The 24,380-nt window shown below is 33.4% G+C and carries 17 protein-coding genes; 16 read left to right on the forward strand and 1 reads right to left on the reverse strand.

What is annotated here, in order from left to right; genetic code table 11:
• Positions 1–66: 66 nt before the first annotated feature.
• From accD to pyk, 4 genes are all read left to right on the forward strand, one after another.
• Complete coding sequence (gene accD / locus SH09_RS04550; protein WP_042738440.1) at positions 67–933, forward strand: acetyl-CoA carboxylase, carboxyltransferase subunit beta; 867 nt, start codon at positions 67–69, stop codon at positions 931–933.
• Positions 926–1,870 carry an acetyl-CoA carboxylase carboxyltransferase subunit alpha gene (locus SH09_RS04555; protein WP_042738441.1) on the forward strand — a complete coding sequence of 315 codons (945 nt, stop codon included), beginning with the start codon at positions 926–928 and terminating at the stop codon, positions 1,868–1,870. Before accD ends, SH09_RS04555 begins: the two co-directional genes overlap by 8 nt.
• A gap of 514 nt (positions 1,871–2,384) precedes the next feature.
• Positions 2,385–3,353 (forward strand): 6-phosphofructokinase, encoded by a 969-nt coding sequence (gene pfkA / locus SH09_RS04560; RefSeq protein ID WP_042738442.1) that lies wholly within the window; start codon positions 2,385–2,387, stop codon positions 3,351–3,353.
• 21 nt (positions 3,354–3,374) lie between these two features.
• The gene (gene pyk, locus SH09_RS04565; RefSeq protein ID WP_042738443.1) at positions 3,375–5,135 is read left to right on the forward strand and encodes a pyruvate kinase; all 1,761 of its coding nucleotides are present in this window, start codon (positions 3,375–3,377) and stop codon (positions 5,133–5,135) included.
• A 645-nt stretch (positions 5,136–5,780) separates the two neighbouring features.
• Here pyk and SH09_RS04570 read toward each other — a convergent pair.
• Positions 5,781–7,139, reverse strand: a complete 1,359-nt coding sequence (locus SH09_RS04570) for an amino acid permease (RefSeq protein ID WP_042738444.1) — start codon at positions 7,137–7,139, stop codon at positions 5,781–5,783.
• Between the two features lie 359 nt (positions 7,140–7,498).
• On the opposite strand from SH09_RS04570, the gene SH09_RS04575 reads away from it, so the two are divergent.
• The 12 genes from SH09_RS04575 (at position 7,499) to thrS (ending at position 24,324) form a co-directional block, all read left to right on the forward strand.
• Positions 7,499–8,617, forward strand: a complete 1,119-nt coding sequence (locus tag SH09_RS04575) for a citrate synthase (protein ID WP_042738445.1) — start codon at positions 7,499–7,501, stop codon at positions 8,615–8,617.
• 110 nt (positions 8,618–8,727) lie between these two features.
• Entirely contained in the window at positions 8,728–9,993 is a 1,266-nt protein-coding gene (gene icd, locus SH09_RS04580) for an NADP-dependent isocitrate dehydrogenase (RefSeq protein WP_042738446.1), read from the forward strand.
• A 559-nt stretch (positions 9,994–10,552) separates the two neighbouring features.
• Positions 10,553–11,263 carry a response regulator transcription factor gene (locus SH09_RS04585; protein WP_042738447.1) on the forward strand — a complete coding sequence of 237 codons (711 nt, stop codon included), beginning with the start codon at positions 10,553–10,555 and terminating at the stop codon, positions 11,261–11,263.
• A complete protein-coding gene (gene pnpS / locus SH09_RS04590; RefSeq protein WP_042738448.1) occupies positions 11,263–12,966 on the forward strand; it encodes a two-component system histidine kinase PnpS in 1,704 nt (567 codons plus the stop codon). Before SH09_RS04585 ends, pnpS begins: the two co-directional genes overlap by 1 nt.
• Before the next feature lie 221 nt (positions 12,967–13,187).
• A complete protein-coding gene (polA, locus tag SH09_RS04595) occupies positions 13,188–15,818 on the forward strand; it encodes a DNA polymerase I (protein WP_042738449.1) in 2,631 nt (876 codons plus the stop codon).
• A 15-nt stretch (positions 15,819–15,833) separates the two neighbouring features.
• A complete protein-coding gene (gene mutM / locus SH09_RS04600) occupies positions 15,834–16,706 on the forward strand; it encodes a bifunctional DNA-formamidopyrimidine glycosylase/DNA-(apurinic or apyrimidinic site) lyase (RefSeq protein ID WP_042738450.1) in 873 nt (290 codons plus the stop codon).
• A 16-nt stretch (positions 16,707–16,722) separates the two neighbouring features.
• Complete coding sequence (gene coaE / locus SH09_RS04605; RefSeq protein WP_042738451.1) at positions 16,723–17,343, forward strand: dephospho-CoA kinase; 621 nt, start codon at positions 16,723–16,725, stop codon at positions 17,341–17,343.
• 451 nt (positions 17,344–17,794) lie between these two features.
• The gene (gap, locus tag SH09_RS04610) at positions 17,795–18,823 is read left to right on the forward strand and encodes a type I glyceraldehyde-3-phosphate dehydrogenase (RefSeq protein WP_042738452.1); all 1,029 of its coding nucleotides are present in this window, start codon (positions 17,795–17,797) and stop codon (positions 18,821–18,823) included.
• A gap of 423 nt (positions 18,824–19,246) precedes the next feature.
• On the forward strand, positions 19,247–19,717 hold the full coding sequence (gene nrdR, locus SH09_RS04615; RefSeq protein WP_042738453.1) for a transcriptional regulator NrdR: 471 nt from the start codon (positions 19,247–19,249) through the stop codon (positions 19,715–19,717).
• Positions 19,718–21,115, forward strand: a complete 1,398-nt coding sequence (locus SH09_RS04620; RefSeq protein ID WP_042738454.1) for a replication initiation and membrane attachment family protein — start codon at positions 19,718–19,720, stop codon at positions 21,113–21,115.
• A gap of 3 nt (positions 21,116–21,118) precedes the next feature.
• Entirely contained in the window at positions 21,119–22,042 is a 924-nt protein-coding gene (dnaI, locus tag SH09_RS04625) for a primosomal protein DnaI (RefSeq protein WP_042738455.1), read from the forward strand.
• 344 nt (positions 22,043–22,386) lie between these two features.
• Positions 22,387–24,324 (forward strand): threonine--tRNA ligase, encoded by a 1,938-nt coding sequence (gene thrS / locus SH09_RS04630; protein ID WP_042738456.1) that lies wholly within the window; start codon positions 22,387–22,389, stop codon positions 24,322–24,324.
• Positions 24,325–24,380: the final 56 nt, after the last annotated feature.

Raw genomic sequence — 24,380 nt, forward strand, 5'->3', positions numbered from 1 at the left:
GCTTATTTCAAACGTATTAAATGGTTATATATGGGAAAGTAGCAATGGTTATGTGGAGGTTTACCAATGTTTAAAGATTTTTTCAATAGAAGTAGTAAAAAGAAAAAGTATGTAACTGTATCTGATTCAAAACAAAGTGACGTACCAGCAGGTATAATGACGAAATGTCCTAAATGTAAGAAAATCATGTATACTAAAGAATTGTCTGAAAATCTTAATGTTTGCTTTAACTGTGATCATCATATTGCATTGACAGCATATGAGCGAATTGAAGCAATTGCGGATGAAGGTACATTTGTAGAGTTTGATAAAGGCATGACCTCTGCAAACCCATTAGACTTTCCAAGCTACGAAGAAAAAATTCAAAAAGACCAACAAAAAACTGAACTCAATGAAGCTGTAGTAACTGGAACAGCTAAACTTGATGGTGTTGCTTATGGCGTTGCTGTTATGGATGCTCGCTTTAGAATGGGTAGCATGGGGTCAGTTGTTGGTGAAAAGATATGTAGAATTATTGAATATTGTACCGATAATCGACTTCCATTTATTTTATTTTCAGCAAGTGGTGGAGCCAGAATGCAGGAAGGTATTATCTCATTAATGCAAATGGGTAAGACTAGTGTGTCATTGAAACGACATGCCGATGCAGGTTTATTATATATTTCATATTTAACAAACCCAACTACTGGTGGTGTTTCTGCGAGCTTTGCATCTGTAGGTGATATTAATATCAGCGAACCTAAAGCATTGATTGGTTTTGCAGGCCGCCGTGTAATAGAACAAACAATAAATGAGAAGCTACCTGATGATTTCCAAACTGCTGAGTTCTTATTAGAACATGGGCAGTTAGACAAGGTTGTACATAGAAAAGAAATGAGACAAACATTGTCTAGTATTTTGAAACTGCATCAAGAGGTGAAAAAGAATGCTTGATTTTGAAAAGCCACTTTTTGAAATAAAAAATAAAATTGAATCATTAAAAGAATCACAAGAAAAAAACGATGTAGATTTGCAAGAGGAAATCGAAATGCTTGAAGCATCACTTGAACGTGAGACAGAGAAGGTCTATACAAATTTAAAACCTTGGGATCGAGTTCAATTAGCACGTCTACAAGAAAGACCGACAACACTGGATTATATTCCTTATATATTTGATTCATTTATAGAATTGCATGGGGATAGAAATTTCCGTGATGATCCAGCGATGATAGGTGGAATCGGTTATATCAACGATCAGCCTGTTACTGTTATTGGTCAACAACGAGGTAAAGATACTAAGGACAATATTTATAGAAACTTTGGGATGGCTCATCCAGAAGGTTATCGTAAAGCCTTGAGATTAATGAAACAAGCTGAAAAATTTAATCGCCCAATCTTTACTTTTATTGATACTAAGGGTGCTTATCCAGGAAAAGCTGCAGAAGAACGAGGACAAAGTGAGTCTATTGCTAGAAACTTAGTCGAAATGGCAGCACTTTCTGTACCTGTTATATCAATTGTTATCGGTGAAGGCGGAAGTGGTGGCGCACTCGGTTTAGGAATTTCAAATCGTGTGTTAATGCTTGAAAATAGTACATATTCAGTTATATCACCAGAAGGAGCATCTGCATTATTGTGGAAAGATAGTAATTTAGCAAAAATTGCTGCGGAAACAATGAAAATCACAGCTGATGATTTACATGAATTAAATATTGCAGACGAGGTCGTTAAAGAACCAATCGGTGGAGCGCATCAAGATGTAAAAGCTCAAGCATTGAATATTAAGGCTGCATTTGAAAAGCACCTTACTGAATTGACGGAATTGGATGAACAAGCACTTATAGAAGATCGATATCAGAAGTTTAGAAATATTGGTTCTTTTACTGAGTAAATACGACACAATGGGCTCGATGATTTGTTTAATCACAGATAATTTTGCCGAAAGTAATAAACAGAAATTTGGGACATAAAATTTAGAAAAATAGCATTCAGGTGATTGGATTCAATTTATCTGAATGCTTCTTTTTATTCCCTATTTCGTATTGTTGGCTCACCAAAATATTACGTATTGCATTATAATGCCATATTAAAATGATGTAAAAATGAGCAAATCAATTAATGAATTACTTATTAATTTTAAATATGCTGAATAATGTTCAATACTTATTATGATTGGCATTATTAAACTTAGATAACTGTTTAAAATACAGTACAAAAAGGTAGATACATATTAGGATTAAAAATTTGATAATAGTGAAAAATGAGCAAACGCTTTCTATAATGATTTCATTCTATACCTCGATTAAAAACGTTTACATTAGTCATAATGCCTTATTTTAATGGCACGTACCACAAATTTATGGTATTTTTAGAGTAAGAAATTCAAGTTAGAAAGGTATGTCGTCATGAAAAAAATTGCAGTGTTGACAAGTGGTGGAGATTCACCAGGTATGAATGCAGCGGTTAGAGCTGTCGTTCGTAAAGCGATTTACAATAACATTGAAGTTTATGGTGTTTACCAAGGTTACCAAGGGTTGTTGAACGATGAAATCGAGAAATTGGAACTTGGTTCAGTAGGTGATACAATCCAACGTGGTGGTACATTCTTGTATTCAGCAAGATGTCCTGAATTCAAAGAACCTGAAGTACGTAAAAAAGGTATAGAAAATTTACGTAAACGAGGTATTGAAGGGCTTGTAGTTATCGGCGGTGACGGAAGTTACAGAGGTGCTCAACGTATCAGTGAAGAATGCCAAGAAATTCAAACAATTGGTGTGCCTGGAACAATTGATAATGATATTAATGGTTCAGACTTTACAATTGGTTTTGATACTGCGCTAAACACTATTATCGAATGTGTTGATAAGATTCGTGACACAGCATCAAGTCACGCACGTACTTTCATCATAGAAGTCATGGGGCGAGACTGTGGAGATTTAGCTTTATGGGCTGGTTTATCTGTTGGTGCAGAAACAATTATAGTACCAGAAGTAGAAACTGACATCAAAGATGTTGCAGAAAAAATTGACCACGGTATTAAACGTGGTAAAAAACATTCAATCGTAATGGTAGCAGAAGGCTGTATGTCTGGTGAAGCTTGTGCGAAAGAATTAACGAAATATATTAACGTCGATGCACGTGTATCTGTACTAGGACATATTCAACGTGGTGGAAGCCCAAGTGGTGCTGACAGAGTGTTAGCTTCACGTATGGGAGGGTATGCAGTTGACTTATTATTACAAGGTAAATCTGCAGTCGGTGTAGGTATCCGTAATAATGTGTTAGTTGACACACCATTTGATGAAATATTCAAATCGAATGATCATGAATTTGATTATGAAACATTTGAATTAACAAATGAATTATCTATTTAAAAATACTGGGAGGCATTAATAATGAGAAAGACTAAAATTGTTTGTACTATAGGGCCAGCATCTGAATCAGAAGAAATGTTGGAGAAATTAATTAAAGCAGGAATGAACGTTGCACGCTTAAACTTTTCACATGGTGATCATGATGAGCATAAAGCACGTATTGATACAATCCGCAAAGTATCTAAAAAATTAGGTAAAACAGTAGCTATTTTATTAGATACTAAAGGCCCAGAAATTCGTACGCACAACATGAAAGATGGCGTGATTGAACTTGTAAAAGGTTCAGAAGTTATCGTAAGCATGACAGAAGTAGAAGGTACGCCTGAAAAATTCTCAGTAACTTATGACAACCTAATCAATGATGTTGAAGAAGGTTCATATATTTTATTAGATGATGGTTTAATCGAATTACAAGTTAAGAAAATTGACAAAGCAAATGGCGAAGTTCTATGTGACGTATTAAATACTGGAGAACTAAAAAATAAAAAAGGTGTTAACTTACCAGGTGTTAAAGTAAGTTTACCAGGTATCACAGATAAAGATGCAGATGACATTAACTTCGGTATCCGTGTTGGTGTTGACTTTATCGCTGCAAGTTTCGTTCGTCGACCAAGCGATGTGTTAGATATCCGTAAATTATTAGAAGCACAAAATAATACAAATATTAGTATTATTCCTAAAATCGAAAACCAAGAAGGTATTGATAATATTCAAGAAATCTTGGAAGTTGCAGACGGATTAATGGTTGCTCGTGGTGACATGGGTGTTGAAATTCCACCAGAATCAGTACCAATGGTTCAAAAAGATTTAATTAGACAATGTAATAAATTAGGTAAGCCTGTTATTACCGCAACTCAAATGTTAGATTCAATGCAACGTAATCCACGTGCGACACGTGCCGAAGCAAGTGACGTTGCCAATGCTATTTATGACGGTACAGACGCAGTTATGTTATCTGGTGAAACTGCTGCAGGACAATATCCAGAAGAAGCTGTTAAAACAATGAGAAACATTGCGGTTTCAGCTGAAGCAGCTCAAGATTATAAGAAATTATTATCTGACCGTACAAAATTAGTAGAGACTTCACTAGTTAATGCAATTGGTGTATCTGTTGCACATACTGCATTAAACTTAAGCGTTAAAGCAATTGTAGCTGCAACTGAAAGTGGTTCAACTGCACGCACAATTTCTAAATACCGTCCAAAATCAGATATTATTGCTGTTACGCCAAATGCAGAAACTGCACGCCAATGTGCTTTAGTATGGGGTATTCACCCAGTTGTTAAAGAAGGTCGTAAGACAACTGATGCACTATTAAACAATGCTGTTGCTACTGCTGTAGAAACAGAACGTGTTAAAAATGGTGATTTAATTATTATCACTGCGGGTGTACCTACAGGTGAACAAGGTACAACAAACATGATGAAATTACATCTAGTTGGTGACGAAATTGCTAAAGGACAAGGTGTTGGTAGAAATTCAGTAGTTGGTCATACATTAGTTGTTAATAATGCAAGTGAATTAGAAGGTAAAGACCTGTCAGATTCAATCATTGTAACTTCTTCTGTAGATGAAACATTGGTTCCTTATATTGAGAAAGCAATTGGTTTAATTACTGAAGAGAATGGTATTACTTCTCCAAGTGCTATCATCGGTTTAGAGAAAGGTATACCAACAGTAGTAGGCGTTGAAAATGCTACATCTGAAATTCAAAATGACGTATTAGTTACTGTAGATGCAAATCACGGTAAGATTTTTGAAGGATACGCTAACGTACTATAATTTCTGATTGACATAAATTAATAATTAGCGTCTGGGACATGAACACCCAGCATTAAGCCCATCATAGATTTTGATCTTTGATGGGCTTGTTATTTATATTAATATTCTGTATTGTTACTGCTCGCTCACCTAGGGGCTGGATCTAGATCGAACTAAGATCTCGACACGCATCCAACAATCTCAGATGTCTTGCAAGCCATATGCAGTTCTTACTTGTGAATACTACAAAAATAAGACGCTACCGTATGATTTAATAAACTTCATTAAACCAAATTAGCGAGTTACCTTATGTATAAAAATTATGATAGGTAGCAATTAACTATACCAGTGCAAACTGCAATGCTTATCCCTAAAAATGGTATCGCACAAATTGTTTTATTTTCTAGTGTAGTTATGTTTTGTATATGTGATAAGTATAATGACTCAATACAAATTGAAATTTTCCCAATATAAACAAAAAAATTGTTAAATAAAAAGAGAGCCATTCCATCACGGAATAGCTCTCTTTTATTGAGTTTGAGACAAAAACCTTCAAACTACTAAGTTAAATAACAATAATAACAAAGTTGCCCGCTAAATTTTTAAATACTCTAGAATCAATGCTTTAATGGCTATCTATGTATTTATGCAACTCGTAAATGGTTGTTATTGAGATTTTTCTACTTTTTTATATCTAAGATACATTAAACATAGAATAATGAACCAAATAGGTGTTAAGAACACCGCGATTCTAGTATCAGCATTTACAAATAATAGACAAAATACTAATACAAAGAATACTAATATCGCGTAGCCCATGTATTTACCACCAGGTAATTTGAAAGTGGCCTTTTTATGTGCTTCAGGATTACGACGATGATAATTAATATATGCCACAATGATTAATGCCCATACAACGATGAACAATACAGTTGATACCGTAGTGATGTATGTGAACACTAATGTAGCATTTGGAATAATATAATTTAGTAATGCTGCAATTAATAATAGTGCACATGATGCGAAAATCGCAATATGTGGAACACCGTTTTTATTAGTACTACTTAAAATAGGTGGCGCTTGATCTTTCTTTGAAAGTCCGAATAACATACGACTGTTTGAAAAGATACCACTATTACATGAAGATGCTGCAGCTGTTAATACTACAAAGTTAATAATACCAGCAGCAAATGGAATACCTATTAATGCAAACAATCTCACGAAAGGACTTTCTTCAGGATTAATTTGTGCCCAAGGAATGATAGACATAATTACTGCTAAAGCACCAACGTAGAATACTAATATACGTAAAGGTACACTGTTGATTGCTTTTGGTAAGGTAGTCTTAGGATCCTTTGTTTCCCCAGCGGTAACCCCTATAAGTTCGATTCCGACAAATGAGAAAAGTGCCATTTGGAATGACATAACAAAACCACTCATGCCTTTAGGGAAGATACCATTGTTGTATAGATTAGTTAGAGAAGCATGACCAAATTGTGTCTTATAAGCCATGATTATCATGATAGCACCAACAACAATTAACGCGATAATTGTAATAATTTTTATAATCGCAAACCAAAATTCTAATTCACCGAATAATTTGGCACTTAATAAATTTAAAGACATTAACACTAGTACGCAAAACAAAGCGCTTAACCAGTTTGGAACATTTGGGAACCAGAAACTGACGTATTTTGCTACGGCTGTTACCTCGGCCATACCTGTTATTATCCAACAAAGCCAATAAGTCCAACCTGTAACGAATCCGGCAAATGAACCTATGTATTCGTTAGTAACGTCGGCAAACGATTTGAAATTCGTATTTGCTACTAAAATTTCACCTAAACCTCTCATAAACATAAATAACATAAAACCAATGATGATATATGTTAGTAATATTGAAGGTCCGGTTAATGCAATAGTTTGCCCAGCTCCAAGGAATAGTCCAGTTCCTATTGCTCCCCCAATTGCAATAAGCTGAATGTGACGATTACTTAGTTCTCTTTGTAATTGATTTTTCCCCATATTAATAACTCCTTTATTTAGCTAACTATTATTATCCTATGCTATTAAAAATAAAACAACTATTTTTATAAACATTAAATGAAGCAGAAGTTTAAAAATACATTAATAATTTGTTATTAACCATGATAACGAATTAAAAAGTTATAAAAATTGATGTGTGTCAACTTACATATTAAAATGGATATATAACCATTTATAGGTTTTAGCAATTATAGGCATATAAATAAATGAATATTTCTTATGTTATGGAATTGAAGATGTTTTAAATCAATCCTAAGTTGTTCACAAAAATGACAGGATTGGATATAATGATTTGTGAAAGCCATTTCATAATGAAATAGAAAAGGGGAAATTTATATATGGCAGAGTTACAAAAAGGTTTAGAAGGGGTAATTGCAGCTGAGACTAAAGTGAGTTCTATTATTGATAGCCAACTTACATATGCTGGCTATGATATTGATGACTTAGCTCAAAATGCTGAATTTGAAGAAGTAATTTATTTATTATGGCATTATCGATTACCTAATAAAGAAGAATTACAAGAACTTAAAGATAAACTCTATGAGTATATGACTTTAAATCCGAGAGTTTATAATCATTTTAAAGAATATGCAACTGGCAATGTACACCCAATGACTGCTTTAAGAACTTCAGTATCATATATTGCACACTTCGATTCACATGCTGAAGACGAAGATGAGTCTCAAACAATGGAAAGAGCCGTACGTATACAAGCTAAAATCGCTTCGTTAGTAACAGCTTATGCTCGTGTGAGACAAGATAAAGAAATTGTTAAACCAAATAAAGATTTAAACTATGCTGGAAACTTCCTATATATGTTACGAGGGGAATTGCCAACTGATATTGAAATTGAAGCGTTTAATAAAGCGCTCGTATTACATGCTGACCATGAGTTAAATGCGTCAACATTTACTGCTAGATGTGCAGTATCTTCATTATCAGATATGTATTCAGGTATTGTTGCCGCTGTTGGCTCGTTAAAAGGCCCATTACATGGTGGTGCAAATGAGCGTGTAATGAGCATGTTATCTGAAGTGAAATCAATTGATGAGGTTGATGAGTACATAGATAACAAGATTAAAAATAAAGAAAAGGTAATGGGCTTTGGTCACCGTGTATATAAAGATGGAGATCCTAGAGCGAAATACCTGAAAGAAATGAGTAGAAAGATTACTTCAGAAACAGGACAAAGTCAATTGTTTGATATTTCAGTTAAAATTGCTGACAAAATGAAAAAAGAAAAAGGATTAATCGCTAATGTCGATTTCTTCAGTGCTACTGTTTATCATAGTATGAACATCGAACATGATTTATTCACACCTATTTTTGCGGTAAGTAGAACATCTGGTTGGATTGCACACATCCTAGAACAGTACAGAGATAATAGAATTATGCGTCCTAGAGCATCTTATATTGGTGAAACAAATAGAACTTATGAACCAATTGAAAATAGATAAATTCATAGTAATTAAGTAATTTGTTTTACTATTTATTTGCAACATTGGTTGTAATTTAGTTAGCATAGGATTCAATCACTAAATAATTAAAATTAACGGAGGTTTTACACATGGCAGGAGAAAAAGTAATTAAAACAAACGAAGGTTTAACAGTACCAAATAATCCAATTATTCCATTCATTATCGGTGACGGTATCGGACCAGATATCTGGAAAGCTGCAAGTCGTGTTATCGACGCTGCTGTTGAAAAGGCTTATAACGGTGAAAAGAAAATTGAATGGAAAGAAGTATTGGCAGGACAAAAGGCATATGATGAAACAGGCGAATGGTTGCCTCAAGAAACTTTAGATACAATCAGTGAATATCTAATAGCAATTAAAGGTCCTTTAACTACACCAATTGGTGGAGGTATTCGTTCATTAAATGTTGCTTTAAGACAAGAATTAGACTTGTTTACATGTTTACGTCCGGTACGTTGGTTCCAAGGAGTACCTTCTCCTGTTAAACGTCCTGAAGATACAGATATGGTAATCTTCCGTGAAAATACTGAAGATATTTATGCTGGTATTGAATTTAAAGAAGGTACACCAGAAGCGAAGAAATTAATCGATTTCTTACAAGACGAAATGGGTGCTAAAAATATTAGATTCCCTGAAACATCAGGTATTGGTGTGAAACCAGTTTCTAAAGAAGGTACAGAACGTTTAGTACGTGCTGCGATTCAATATGCATTAGATAATAACCGTAAATCAGTAACATTAGTGCATAAAGGTAATATCATGAAGTTTACTGAAGGTGCATTTAAACAATGGGGTTACGATTTAGCGCAAAATGAATTTGGTGATAAAGTGTTCACTTGGCAACAATATGACAAAATTGTTGAAGAAGAAGGTAAAGATAAAGCGAACGCTGCTCAAGAACAAGCTGAAAAAGATGGCAAAATTATCATCAAAGATTCAATTGCTGATATTTTCTTACAACAAATTCTTACACGTCCAGCAGATCACGACGTAGTAGCTACAATGAACTTGAATGGTGACTATGTATCAGATGCATTAGCAGCACAAGTTGGTGGTATTGGTATCGCACCTGGTGCAAATATTAACTATGAAACAGGACATGCAATCTTTGAAGCTACACATGGTACTGCTCCAAAGTATGCAGATTTAAATAAAGTAAACCCTTCTTCAGAAATCTTAAGTGCTACATTAATGTTAGAACACTTAGGTTGGCAAGAAGCTGCAGATAAGATTACTGCATCAATCGAAAAAACAATCGCTTCTAAAGTAGTTACTTATGACTTTGCTCGTTTAATGGATGGGGCTAAAGAGGTTTCTACTTCAGAATTTGGTGACGAATTAATTAAAAACTTATAATTTAAATAATGAGATTGGAGTATAATTAACTCTGTCTAAATGTAAAACGTCAATTTCTATTGTGAGATAGAAGTTGGCGTTTTTTTGAATATGGTTAGTTATTCCGTAGACTACAGCACATTATATTAACCCTTGTCTTGTTGAAGTGTACACTATGCTATTAGTTTGAAGGTAAAGTAACGTACCTATATAAATTTTTTAACTGATATATCATACCTTGAGCATTATAGTAGTCTAATTGTAATAACTATTTGAAACTATACGCTGGATAAGTGGTTATAGATGGTGCTATTTGAAAAGTGGGTACATTTATCTGGAATAAAATAATCAATTTTTAATGTTAAGGTTTTATGAAGATGATTTTAAGGAATAATAAAAGACAATAATCAAAAATAGCATAACAGAGAGTTTATATTATAATTATCTGAACTTTATACTAGCTTAATAATTTGCTAATATTAGCTCAATGTAAAGATTATGTAAATATCGTTAGAACTATGTTATTTTTATTTAAAATTAAGTTATAATCAACTTGTAAACATAAATTTGGAGGTACATTATGTCACAAAAAGTACTTGTAGTAGATGATGAACAATCTATTGTAACCTTGTTAAAATATAATTTAGAACAAGCAGGATACATAGTAGATGTTGCTTATGATGGTGAAGAAGCATTGGAAAAAGTTAACACTACAAACCCAGAGTTAGTCGTATTAGATGTCATGCTTCCAAAAAAAGATGGTATTGAAGTATGTAAAACAATAAGATCAGATAAAAATCTTGTGCCAATACTTATGTTAACGGCGAAAGATGATGAATTTGATAGAGTGTTAGGACTAGAACTTGGTGCAGATGATTATATGACAAAGCCATTCTCACCAAGAGAAGTAGTAGCGCGTGTAAAAGCTATTTTAAGACGCTCTGCAATGATTAACGAAGCGAAGACAGTAGAAAATGATGAATCTGACATTATCATTGGTTCTATTCGAATTAGACCGGAGTACTTTGAGGTATATAGAGATGACGTATTATTAGAATTAACCCCTAAAGAGTTTGAGCTATTATTGTATTTAATCGAAAGACAAGGACGTGTTATCACACGTGAACATATGCTGAACTCAGTTTGGAATTATGAATTTGCGGGTGATTCTCGAATTGTGGACGTACATATTAGTCATTTAAGAGATAAGTTAGAAGAAAATCCAAAGCAGCCTAAACTAATAAAAACAGTTCGTGGTTTAGGTTATAAATTGGAAAGACCTAAGGTATAATGTTGAAATTCCATCAGCGACTCTTATTTCTATTGTGTACGATTGTGATTCTAAGCTTTTTAGCTTTGGGTGCAATTATTTCACATGTTGTTTATAATACGGTTTCAAATAGCCAAAATGGAGATTTGGAACATCAAGCTCAACACTTATTAAGTTTGTACAACCAAGAAAAGAAATCTGAAATAGTTAATATTGCGAAAAATGAAAAATTAACTGTCGAAATAAAAGATGAAGATGGTGTACTTTTCACTACACAAAAAGGATTGAAGATTAATAAAGAAATCTTTAATGAAGCGAATCCATCCACTTTGATTTACGATAAAGTGGATAATGATCGTCGATTTACGTTCCATACGGATATTAAAGATAAACAGATTTATATTAGTGGTATTAATAATTATATTTTAGATTTGCAAATTAAGATTTGGAAATACATTGGTTTGATTGGCTTATTCGTATTAGTTATTATGTTTGCTGTTGTAAGAAGTATTAATCGTACATATATTAGGCCGATTAATGAAGTGACTTATGCAACCAATTTATTAGCTGAAGGCTATTATCATGTGCGTGTTCCAGAAAGTAATGTAAAAGAAACACGAGAGTTGTTTGTCACAACGAATGAATTGGCTCGTAAGTTACAACTGTTAAATCATAAGCAAAAATTACAGTCAAACAGATTGAAAACTACAGTGGAAAATATTCCAAGTTCAATTTTGATGATTGATAAATACGGTGAAATTGTCGTAGCTAACCGCGCTTATTATGAGGTGTTCACACCGGATGAAGCAGTAGAACATAAAAGTTATGGCGATTTTATTGATGGTAAAATTCAAAGCTTAATTACTGAGGCGTTTAGAGTTGAAAAGCCAGTATATGATCAAGTAGAACTAACTTTAAATCAAGTACATCAAAAATATTTTGATACTGCTTGTGTGCCGATATTATCGAAATCAAAAAAGCATCTCTATGGCATGGTGCTAGTACTACATGATATTACAAATCTGAAAAAATTAGAAAACTTACGCCGTGAATTTGTCGCAAATGTCTCTCATGAACTAAAGACACCAATTACATCAATTAAAGGATTTGCAGAAACTTTATTAGATGGCGCGATGAATGATAAACAAACATTAACTGATTTCTTAAATATTATTTCTAAAGAATCAGATCGTATCGAAACTTTAGTGTTTGATTTACTCGAGTTGTCACATGTAGAACAGCAGACAGAAATTGAAACAGAACCAGTTAGTCTTTCTGAAATTGCACAATCAACGATTCAAAATATGCAAACCATAGCAGAAGATAAAAATATATCCATTATTGATGAAATTGAACCAGATATCGTAATAGATGCTAACAAAGACAAGGTTTCTCAAGTGGCTATTAATCTTCTGTCTAATGCAATAAGTTATTCTTTAGATTCAAGTCAAGTCATTGTTAAAGTGTATAAAGACATGAATAAACGCATCTTAGAAGTGCAAGATTTTGGCATGGGAATAAGTGAGGAAGATCAGAAGCATATTTTTGAAAGGTTTTATAGAGTTGATAAAGCGAGAAGTAGAGATTCAGGTGGAACTGGCTTAGGTTTATCTATCACTAAACATATTATGGAAGCACACAATGGTAGAATTAATGTGTTTAGTAAGTTAAACGAAGGTTCTACGTTTAGAGTGACCTTTTTTGAAACAAATCAAGACCAATGATGACTGTATAATATCATCATTATTAAATAATTTGATTATAGCGCAGAAGTGATAACAACCACTGTCGCATGTATTTTAGGACTAATCTCATAAAAGATTAGTCCTTTTTATTATGATTATTAAATGGCGCATTTTGTTATGTTAAATTGCTGCGAATCAATACGGTTTAAGTCTGTATTTGTGATAAAATAGTAGGTAAATATGTGTTGGAGGTTAATATATTGAATAAACTAGTCTTAATAGATGGTAATAGTCTTAGCTTTAGGGCATTTTATGCGTTACCACTTTTACAAAATAAGGCAGGTATACACACCAATGCCGTATATGGTTTTGCGATGTTACTTGAGAAAATAATTAAAGAAGAACAACCTACACATTTCTTAGTGGCATTTGATGCTGGCAAGACGACATTTAGACATGAAACTTATGGAGAATACAAAGGCGGTCGTCAAAAGACCCCACCAGAATTAAGTGAGCAGTTTCCATATGTTCGACAGCTATTAGATGCTTATCAAATTAAGCGTTATGAGCTTGATAATTACGAAGCTGACGACATTATAGGAACTTTGAGTAAAGAGGCTGACCAATCAGGTTTTCAAACAATCATTGTTACTGGTGACCGAGATTTAACACAACTGGCAACGGATAATGTTACAATTTATTATACGAAAAAAGGCGTGACAGATGTAGATCACTATACACCAGAGTTTATTGCCGAAAAATATGACGGTTTAGTTCCAAACCAAATCATAGACATGAAAGGTTTAATGGGAGATACATCAGATAATATTCCTGGCGTTGCTGGCGTAGGTGAAAAAACAGCAATCAAGTTACTTAAGCAATTCTCTACTGTTGAGAATGTTTATGAACATATTGATAAAGTATCAGGTAAGAAATTAAAAGAAAAGCTAGAGAATAGTAAAGATGATGCAATTATGAGTAAGGCATTGGCTACGATTAATTGTGAGAGTCCTATAGAAGTGAAGGTTAGTGATACAAAGCTACCTGATGAATTAGATGAAACAGCCAAAGTAGAATTGTTCAAGAAATTAGAGTTTAAACAATTACTAGAACAAATTGATGTGGATAGCGATAATAGTAATGTCGAAGAAAAGGAAATTTCAGTAGTAGATCATTTTGATCAAATAGATTTTGCTACATTAGAGGAAGCGAATATTCATTTTGAACTTGATGGTACAAACTATTTGAAAGATGATATTTTGAAATTTGGATTTTATGATGGTTCACATCATGTAGTAATTGATGCAAATGACATAGATAAACATAAAGATCTCGTTCAATGGTTAGAAAATGGTCAAACTGCAAAAGTGGTTTATGATGCTAAAAAATCGTATATCACAGCGCATCGTTTAAATATCGATTTGAAAAATATTACATTTGACACAATGTTGGCAAGTTACATCATTGATCCATCGAGAACGATAGACGATGTGAATTCTGTCGTAACTCATTATGGTCAACACTATGTAAAAGAGAGTGTTGCTATTTATGGTAAAGGTAAGAAACGTTCGATACCAGAAGATGATGTGCTTAATCATTACATCGCTACCATTACTGAAGCAATTAACCAATCATATCCATTAATGCTTGAACAACTGACTGAGTATAATCAAGCAGAATTACTATTTGATTTAGAGTTACCATTGGCAGAAATTTTAAGTCAAATGGAAGAAATTGGTATTTATACCGATGTAAATGATTTACAAACGATGGAAAGCGAAATTCAAAGTAAATTAGATGAATTAATTCAAAATATTTATGATGCGGCAGGAGAATCATTTAATATCAATTCACCTAAGCAGTTAGGCGTAGTATTATTTGAAAATCTACATTTACCAGTTATTAAAAAAACAAAAACGGGTTATTCTACGGCTGTTGATGTATTGGAACAATTGAAGGGCGAACATCCTATCATCGAGTATATTTTAGAATATAGACAATTGGCTAAATTACAATCAACTTATGTTGAAGGATTACAGAAAGTAATTAGTAAAGATCAGCGCATTCATACAAGATTTAATCAAACCCTAGCTCAAACAGGTAGATTATCTTCAATTGATCCGAATTTACAAAATATTCCTGTACGCCTAGAAGAAGGTAGGAAAATTAGAAAAGCATTTAAATCTACAGATGAAAATAACGTTATATTTTCTGCGGATTATTCGCAAATTGAATTGCGTGTTTTAGCACATATCACACAAGATGAAAGTATGATGCAAGCATTCATCAATGATGAAGATATTCATACTGCAACAGCAATGAAAGTATTTAATGTGGAACCTAATGAGGTTGATGCTATGATGCGTCGACAGGCGAAAGCTGTAAACTTTGGTATAGTATATGGCATTAGTGATTATGGCTTAAGTCAAAGTTTAGGAATTACTAGAAAGCAAGCAAAGCAATTTATTGATGATTATTTAGATAGCTTTCCAGGCGTGAAACAATATATGGAAGATATTGTTAAAGATTGTAAAGCGAATGGTTATGTGGAAACACTATTGCATAGACGTCGTTATATTCCAGATATTACGAGCCGTAACTTTAATTTAAGAAGTTTCGCTGAACGTACAGCAATGAATACACCAATTCAAGGTAGTGCTGCTGATATTATTAAATTAGCGATGGTGAATTTTGCGAAAGCAATTGAAGATACAGATTTTCATGCGAAGTTATTATTGCAAGTACACGATGAATTAATCTTTGAAATTCCTGAAAATGAAGTATCAAAATTTGAGAAATTTATAGAAGATATTATGGATAATGCATTAGATTTAGATGTGCCATTGAAAGTAGAATCTAGTTATGGCAAGACGTGGTATGATGCAAAATAGAAAGTTGGTACAATAATGCCGGAATTACCAGAAGTTGAACACGTAAAAAGAGGAATTGAACCATTTGTTGTCGATCAGAAAATTGTAGGTGTACACTTTTCAAATAAAGTAAAAGAAGGTAAGGCAGCAAATAAAGAAACGATTATCAAAGGAATGGAATTAGATACGTTCCAAATGTTCACTCAACAATTTATAATTGAGAAGGTAGAACGCAGAAGTAAATATATTGTTTTCTATCTTAAAAAACAGCATGAGCATCGTATTTTAATCAGTCATTTAGGTATGGCTGGTGGATTCTTTGTTGTAGACAAAATAGAAGATATTACAAACACGAATTATAGAAAGCATTGGCATGTTGTGTTTAAATTAGCAAATGGCAAGTTGCTTGTGTATTCAGATATACGACGATTTGGAGAAATTAGAAATGTGGCCTCATTTGATGCCTATCCTTCATTTTTAGAAATAGCGCCTGAGCCATTTGAAGATGGTGCGTTAAGTCATTATTTGTCATGGTTTGATAAGAAACTGTATCAAAATAAACCAATTAAACAGATGATACTAGACCATAGAGTCATTTCAGGTTGTGGAAATATTTATGCTTGTGAAGCGTTATTTAGGGCTGGTATACATCCTGCTAGGTTATCAAAAGATTTAAAACATCAAGAGCGAGAAATGGTGTTTTATTATGTTCGAGAAGTCCTAGAAGTGGGTATAAAAAATGGAGGCACAAGCATATCAGATTACCTACATGCAGATGGTAGTAAAGGTACGATGCAACTACATTTAAATGTATATAAACAAAAGCAATGTAAAGTATGTGGTACTGATATAGAAACACAAGTTATCGCAACGAGAAACAGTCATTTTTGTCCGACATGCCAAAAGTAAAGGAAGAGTGAGTATTATGCCAAAAGTCATAGGATTAACTGGTGGTATTGCTACAGGTAAATCAACTGTATCTGAATTATTAACTATACATGGTTTTAAAATTGTCGACGCTGACGTTGCATCACGAAAGGCAGTAGAAAAAGGAACGACAGGTCTCGCTCAAATTCGTGAGCACTTTGGTGAGGAAGCGATTTTAGAGAATGGTGAGATGGATAGACAATATGTTGGAGAACTTATTTTTAATTATCCTGAAAAGAGATTAGAACTCAATGAAATCGTCCATCCAATCGTCCATGAAATTATGGAACAAGAAAAAGAGGCCTATTTAGAACAAGGTTATAATGTAATTATGGATATTCCATTACTTTATGAAAATGAATTGCAGGATACTGTCGATGAAGTTTGGTTGGTATATACATCTGAAAGTATACAAATCGAGCGTTTAATGGAACGTAATGATTTAAGTTTAGAGGATGCAAAAGCGCGTGTCTTAAGTCAAATTTCAATAGATAAAAAGCGTCGAATGGCAGATCATGTAATTGATAATAGAGATACCAAACTTGAATTAAAGCAAAATGTAGAAACATTATTGATTGAAGAGGGTTATATTGATAATGAAATAGAAGATGGACAGTAATTACTTTAGTCATATTAAATAGCATGTATGTAATTGTTATTATATAGGTGCTTAAGTTAATTTTTTTAGCATGTTTAACGAGGATAAAAACACTGATTTATTAAGGCGTTAGCTTCGAAATTTAACGTTTTGAAACGTAGCTAAGTTGTAACGCTTTTAACAATATATGCTAAATAATGAGAGTAACACATTGATACAAATAAAAAAAACGTCAATTCCTATGGCATAAGTTCATTAAATAGGAATTGACGTTTTTTTATCATTTAGTCTCATAAATTAAGATATATTTTGCATTAATAGCCTAATTATTACAGTATTTCGGGATAATAAAAGCTTTATATTACAGCATAAATAAAAAATTGGAATTTCTAAAAGAAAACGCTTTCTTATTCAAAGTTTTATGTTATACTATTTCCATAAAGTATAACACAAAGATGAGGGGTGCTTTTTAATGGCTACAAATATTGCAATTAACGGTATGGGCAGAATCGGAAGAATGGTATTAAGAATCGCATTAAAAAATAAGGACTTAAATGTGGTTGCAATTAATGCAAGTTACCCTCCGGAAACAATTGCTCACTTGATTAATTACGATACTACACATGGTGCATATGATTTAACTGTGGAACCAGTTGAAAATGGTATCAAAGTTGGTGATCATGAAATAACATTAGTTTCAGATAGAAATCCAGAAAATTTACCTTGGAAATCAATGAACATAGATATCGTAATAGAGGTTACTGGTAAATTTAATCATGGCGACAAAGCAGATGCACATATTAAAGCTGGGGCTAAAAAGGTATTATTAACAGGACCATCTAAAGGTGGAGACGTACAAATGATAGTTAAAGGCGTTAACGATGATCAATTGGATATCGATGCATATGATATCTTTAGTAATGCTTCATGTACTACAAATTGTATTGGTCCAGTTGCAAAGGTATTAAATGATCAGTTTGGTATCGAAAATGGCTTGATGACAACAGTACATGCGATTACAAACGATCAGAATAATATTGATAACCCTCATAAAGATTTGAGACGTGCAAGATCTTGCAATGAGAGTATCATACCAACTTCTACAGGTGCTGCGAAAGCATTAAAAGAAGTGTTGCCAGAATTAGAAGGTAAATTACATGGTATGGCCTTAAGAGTACCTACAAAAAATGTATCTTTAGTAGATTTAGTTGTAGATTTAGAGAAATCTGTTACAGTTGAAGAAGTTAACGAAGCATTCAAAGCACATACATTAGGTGGTGTGATTGATACAGAAGATGCACCATTAGTATCTATGGATTATAATACAAATCCACATTCTGCTATCATTGATACACAAAGTACGATGGTAATGGGTGATAAAAAGGTTAAAGTAATCGCTTGGTATGATAATGAATGGGGTTATTCTAATAGAGTTGTAGAAGTAGCGGCACAAATTGGTTCGTTAATTGCAAATCAGACATCTGCCGTGGTTAATTCTTAATATAAAATATAATAATCAATGTAGAGTAAACTATCTCTAATGAGTTAAAACGTCGATTTCTATTGTTAAAAATAGAGATTGGCGTTTTCTTAATTATGTGAAGTTGTTACTATTTAAGCGTATTTAGTATACCTCGGTCAGGAAAATGATAACACCATGTTGAATTGCAACAATAATATATTAACGTTTGAATCGTATTGTGATAAAATGACTTGCCAAATGAGATGGTCGAAATCATTACGCTTTTTCAATATTATATGGCGCATTTTTAATAGGAATCAAGAAAATGGGTGTAAATTATAAATTTTAATATAATAAAACAACTAAAAGTAAAGTGATTTCAGTTGAAGTGTTGCCATTCTTTTGTGGGACTCATATTTATAGTATAATGAAAATTAATCAAATTGAGAGGGTGATAAGACGATGAAATGCCCGAAATGTAATTCGACGCAATCACGTGTCGTCGACTCTAGACATGCTGATGAAGTTAATGCGATTCGTAGAAGAAGAGAATGTGAAAAGTGTGGGACACGTTTTACAACTTTTGAACATATAGAGAAGAGACCATTAATCGTCGTGAAAAAAGACGGAACAAGGGAACAATTTTTACGTGAGAAAATCTTAAACGGACTTGTGCGATCATGTGAGAAAAGACCTGTACGATATGAACAGTTAGAGGAAATTACAAATAATGTTGAATGGCAATTGCGTGATGCAGGTCAAGCTGAAATTTCTTCGCGAGAAATTGGGGAGTATGTAATGAACTTATTGATGCACGTGGATCAAGTATCTTATGTGAGATTTGCGTCTGTCTATAAAGAGTTTAAAGATGTCGATCAATTATTAGAATCGATGCAAGGTATTTTAGCAGAGAATAAACGGAGTGATTCTTAGATGGGATTACAGGCAAATGATTATGGATTGCGACCGCATGATAACTTTAATGTCATTCGTAATTTTGAAATCAATCACAGACATTTGCAAATACTAAATAGATTATTTACACCACTTATAGGTCCTGAGGCAATTGGTTTATACCATTATTTAAACCAATTTGTTGAGCAGTCAGCCGACACAATTGCTACACATTATATTATTATGAGTGAATTAAAGATTAATTTGCTAGAATTTCGAAAACAAATGGATTTGCTAGAAGGTATTGGGCTAATGAAATCCTTTGTAAAGCATGATGAACAACTTTCTTCATTTGTCTATCAATTGGTGCAACCACCATCTGCTAAACAATTTTTTAATGATCCAATGTTGTCAGTCTATCTTTACAGTGAAGTCAGTAAGCAGCGTTACCATCAATTAAAGCAGTATTTCGAAGCAGAACATACTGTAGCAATGCAACACTATCAAGAGGTCACGCGAACATTTACAGATGTATTTAAAGTACCTAATCATCAAGTTAAAGTGGATACGAGTAAAATTCCGAACGACCAACATTATAATGGCATCGAGCTTTCAGATGTAAAGTTTGATTTTGAGACATTATATGACCTATTGCAGACACATTTTATTAGTAAAAAGATTATCAATAAAGATGCAAAACAGTTAATCACACAGTTAGCTACTTTATATGGTTTGACACCAGAATCGATGAAACGCATTATCTTGAAATCGATTACTAGTGCCCAAGAACTTTCTTTTGAAGAGTTAAGAAAGCATGCTCGAACTTATTATTTAATTGAACATGAACAACAGTTACCTAAATTAAATAAAAAGGGTGACGCAGTTTCAAAATCTGCACCAACTCAACAAAGTGAACCAACTCAACAAAGTGCATCAACGGAAAGTAAACAACAACAATGGTTACAGCAACTAGAAGAAACGAGTCCGATTGACATGTTAGCTTCTTGGTCAGAATCTGAACCAACTGCACAACAAAAGTTTATGATTGAAGATTTAATTGAACGAGAAAAACTATCATTCGGTGTCATTAATGTATTACTTCAATATGTTATGTTAAAAGAAGATATGAAGTTGCCAAAGACTTACATTTTAGAAATAGCGTCCAATTGGAAGAAAAAAGGAATTAAGACTGCAGAGCAAGCATATCAACAAGCGATGAAAGTGAATAAGGCACAATCTGAACCACGTAATCATGCTCCAAAGTATAAACAACGTCAATTAGCGTCAAGAGAAATGACGCCAAAATGGTTATTAGAATCTAAGGATCAGGATGATCATCCTGCAACTGCAAACAATGAACCAGAAGAAGATGAAAAATTAAAGGCTGATAGAGAAGCCTTTCTTAAACATTTGAAACAACAATGGAAGGAGGAATAAGCTATGAAGTCTTTTAGTAATATAATGGGCGACTCTAATGATTTATCAAAGCGCATTGCTAAAATTAAAAAAGATGTAATAAATGATCCTGATGTAAAAGCTTTTTTAGAGTCAAATCAGAAGAATCTAACTAATGCTATGATTGATGAAGATTTAAATATTTTGCAAGAATATAAAGATCAACAAAAACATTATGATGGCCATGCATTTGAACAATGTCCGAACTTTGTAAAGGGGCATGTACCAGAGTTATATATTGAACATGGACATATAAAAATTAAATATTTGCCATGTCCATGTAAAATAAAGCATGATGAAGAACGATTCAACTCCCATCTAATTACTTCGCACCATATGCAACGCGATACTTTAAATGCTAAATTAGAAGATATTTATATGGATAAACGTGATAGATTGGACGTAGCTATGGCGGTAAATAAAGTGTGTGAACAAATCACCAATAAAGAGACGGGTGTTAAAGGACTTTATTTATATGGGCCATTTGGTACAGGCAAGTCATTTATAATGGGAGCAATCGCCAATCAGTTAAAGACTAAAAAAATTCCTTCAACTATCGTATACTTACCAGAATTCATTCGAACATTAAAGGGTGGATTTAAAGATGGTTCATTTGAAACTAAGTTATCACGTGTAAGAGAAGCGAATATCTTAATATTAGATGATATCGGTGCTGAGGAAATTACGCCGTGGGCACGTGATGAAGTGATTGGCCCATTGTTACATTATCGTATGGTACAAGAACTACCTACATTCTTCACATCTAACCTGAGCTTCAAAGAATTGGAACATCATCTTTCTGTGACCCGTGATGGTACAGAGCAAACTAAGGCGGCTAGAATATTAGAGCGTATTAAAGCATTGGCTACACCATACTATCTTGAAGGAAAAAATTATAGGAACGATTGAAATATTGAATAATTGTTGTATAATATAGATAAATCTAAATCAATATGAAATTGTCAAAGACATGATGGACCAGTGAATACTTTACAGAGAGCCAAGTGAGATGAGATTTTGGTAAGTATACTTGTTCATTACTACTTTGTAAATGGTGTGCTAAATCACATCCGGCTCAAGACCGTTATCTTAAGTAGAGTAGGCAAAGTTAACTTTAAGTTAGACGATGTCTTATTTTAGGGTGGTACCACGATGACCTCGTCCCTTTTGGGATGGGGTCTTTTTGTTTTTTTAGTAGTGTGTTTGACAGTTCATTATTGATGATAGTACATATGAAAAATAGGAGGGTAATTATGGAGCAAATTAATATAACATTTCCAGATGGCAATTCGAAGGTGTTTGATAAAGGCACAACAACTGAAGATATAGCACAATCTATTAGCCCTGGTTTACGTAAAAAAGCTGTTGCAGGTAAATTAAATGGACAATTGATTGATTTAACACGTCCAATTGAAACTGATGGGGAAATTGAAATCGTAACACCAGGTAGTGAAGAAGCATTAGAAGTGTTACGTCATTCGACAGCACATTTAATGGCACAAGCTTTAAAACGTCTGTATGGAGATGTTTGCTTTGGTGTAGGTCCAGTGATTGAGGGTGGATTCTACTATGACTTCGATATGGAAGAAAGTATATCATCTGATGACTTTGAAAAAATTGAAAAGACAATGAAACAAATAGTCAATGAAAATTATCCAATAGAACGTAAAGTGGTAACTAGAAATGAAGCAAAAGCATTCTTTAGTGATGACCCTTATAAACAAGAATTGATTGATGCAATACCTGAAGATGAAAATGTAAGATTATACTCTCAAGGTGAATTTACAGATCTTTGTCGAGGTGTACATGTTCCAACTACTGCGAAAATAAAAGAGTTTAAACTATTATCTACAGCTGGTGCATATTGGCGTGGTGATAGCAATAATAAAATGCTACAACGTATTTATGGTACTGCGTTCTTTGACAAAAAGGATTTAAAAGCACATTTACAAATGCTTGAAGAAAGAAAAGAACGTGATCACCGTAAAATTGGTAAGGAGTTAGAATTATTCTCTAATAACCAACTTGTTGGTGCGGGTCTACCTTTATGGTTGCCTAACGGTGCTACAATTCGCCGTGAAATCGAACGTTATATTGTCGATAAAGAGGTGAGCATGGGATATGATCACGTGTATACACCAGTTATGGCAAATGTTGATTTATATAAAACATCTGGTCACTGGGATCACTATCAAGATGATATGTTCCCAACAATGAAATTAGACGAAAATGAAGAAATGGTACTACGCCCTATGAACTGCCCGCATCATATGATGATCTATGCGAATAAACCACATTCATACCGTGAGTTGCCAATTCGTATTGCAGAGTTAGGTACAATGCATCGTTATGAAGCAAGTGGGGCAGTATCAGGATTGCAACGTGTTCGTGGTATGACTTTAAATGATGCGCATATTTTCGTACGTCCAGATCAAATTAAAGAAGAATTCAAACGCGTTGTTAATCTTATAATTGATGTTTATAATGATTTTGGTTTTGAAAATTATTCATTCCGATTAAGTTACCGCGATCCTGAAGATAAAGAAAAATACTTCGATGATGATGATATGTGGAACAAAGCTGAAAGCATGTTAAAAGAAGCGGCTGATGAATTAGAATTGGATTATGAAGAAGCAATCGGTGAAGCGGCGTTCTATGGTCCGAAATTAGACGTTCAAGTTCAAACTGCAATGGGTAAAGAAGAAACATTATCTACTGCACAACTCGATTTCTTATTACCTCAAAAATTCGATTTAACATATATCGGAAATGATGGTGAACAACATCGCCCAGTAGTTATACACCGAGGCGTAGTGTCAACAATGGAACGATTTGTTGCATTCTTGACTGAAGAAACTAAGGGTGCATATCCTACTTGGTTAGCACCTAAACAAGTAGCTATTATTCCAGTTAATGTTGATTTACATTATGATTATGCACGTCATATTCAAGATGAGTTGAAATCACAAGGCGTACGTGTAGACATTGATGATCGTAATGAAAAAATGGGCTATAAAATAAGAGAAGCTCAAATGCAAAAAATTCCTTATCAACTTGTTGTTGGTGATAAAGAAGTTGAAAACAATGAAGTAAATGTAAGGAAATATGGTTCTCAAGATCAAGAAACACTTGAAAAAGATGAATTCATTTGGAATCTTGTAGATGAGATTCGTTTGAAAAAACAAAGATAGTCTTGAAAGTCTTTACAAAATAATGTATATTACAAGTTAGTGAAATAAATAAAATT

This window comes from Staphylococcus gallinarum (assembly GCF_000875895.1).
Lineage (GTDB): Bacteria > Bacillota > Bacilli > Staphylococcales > Staphylococcaceae > Staphylococcus > Staphylococcus gallinarum.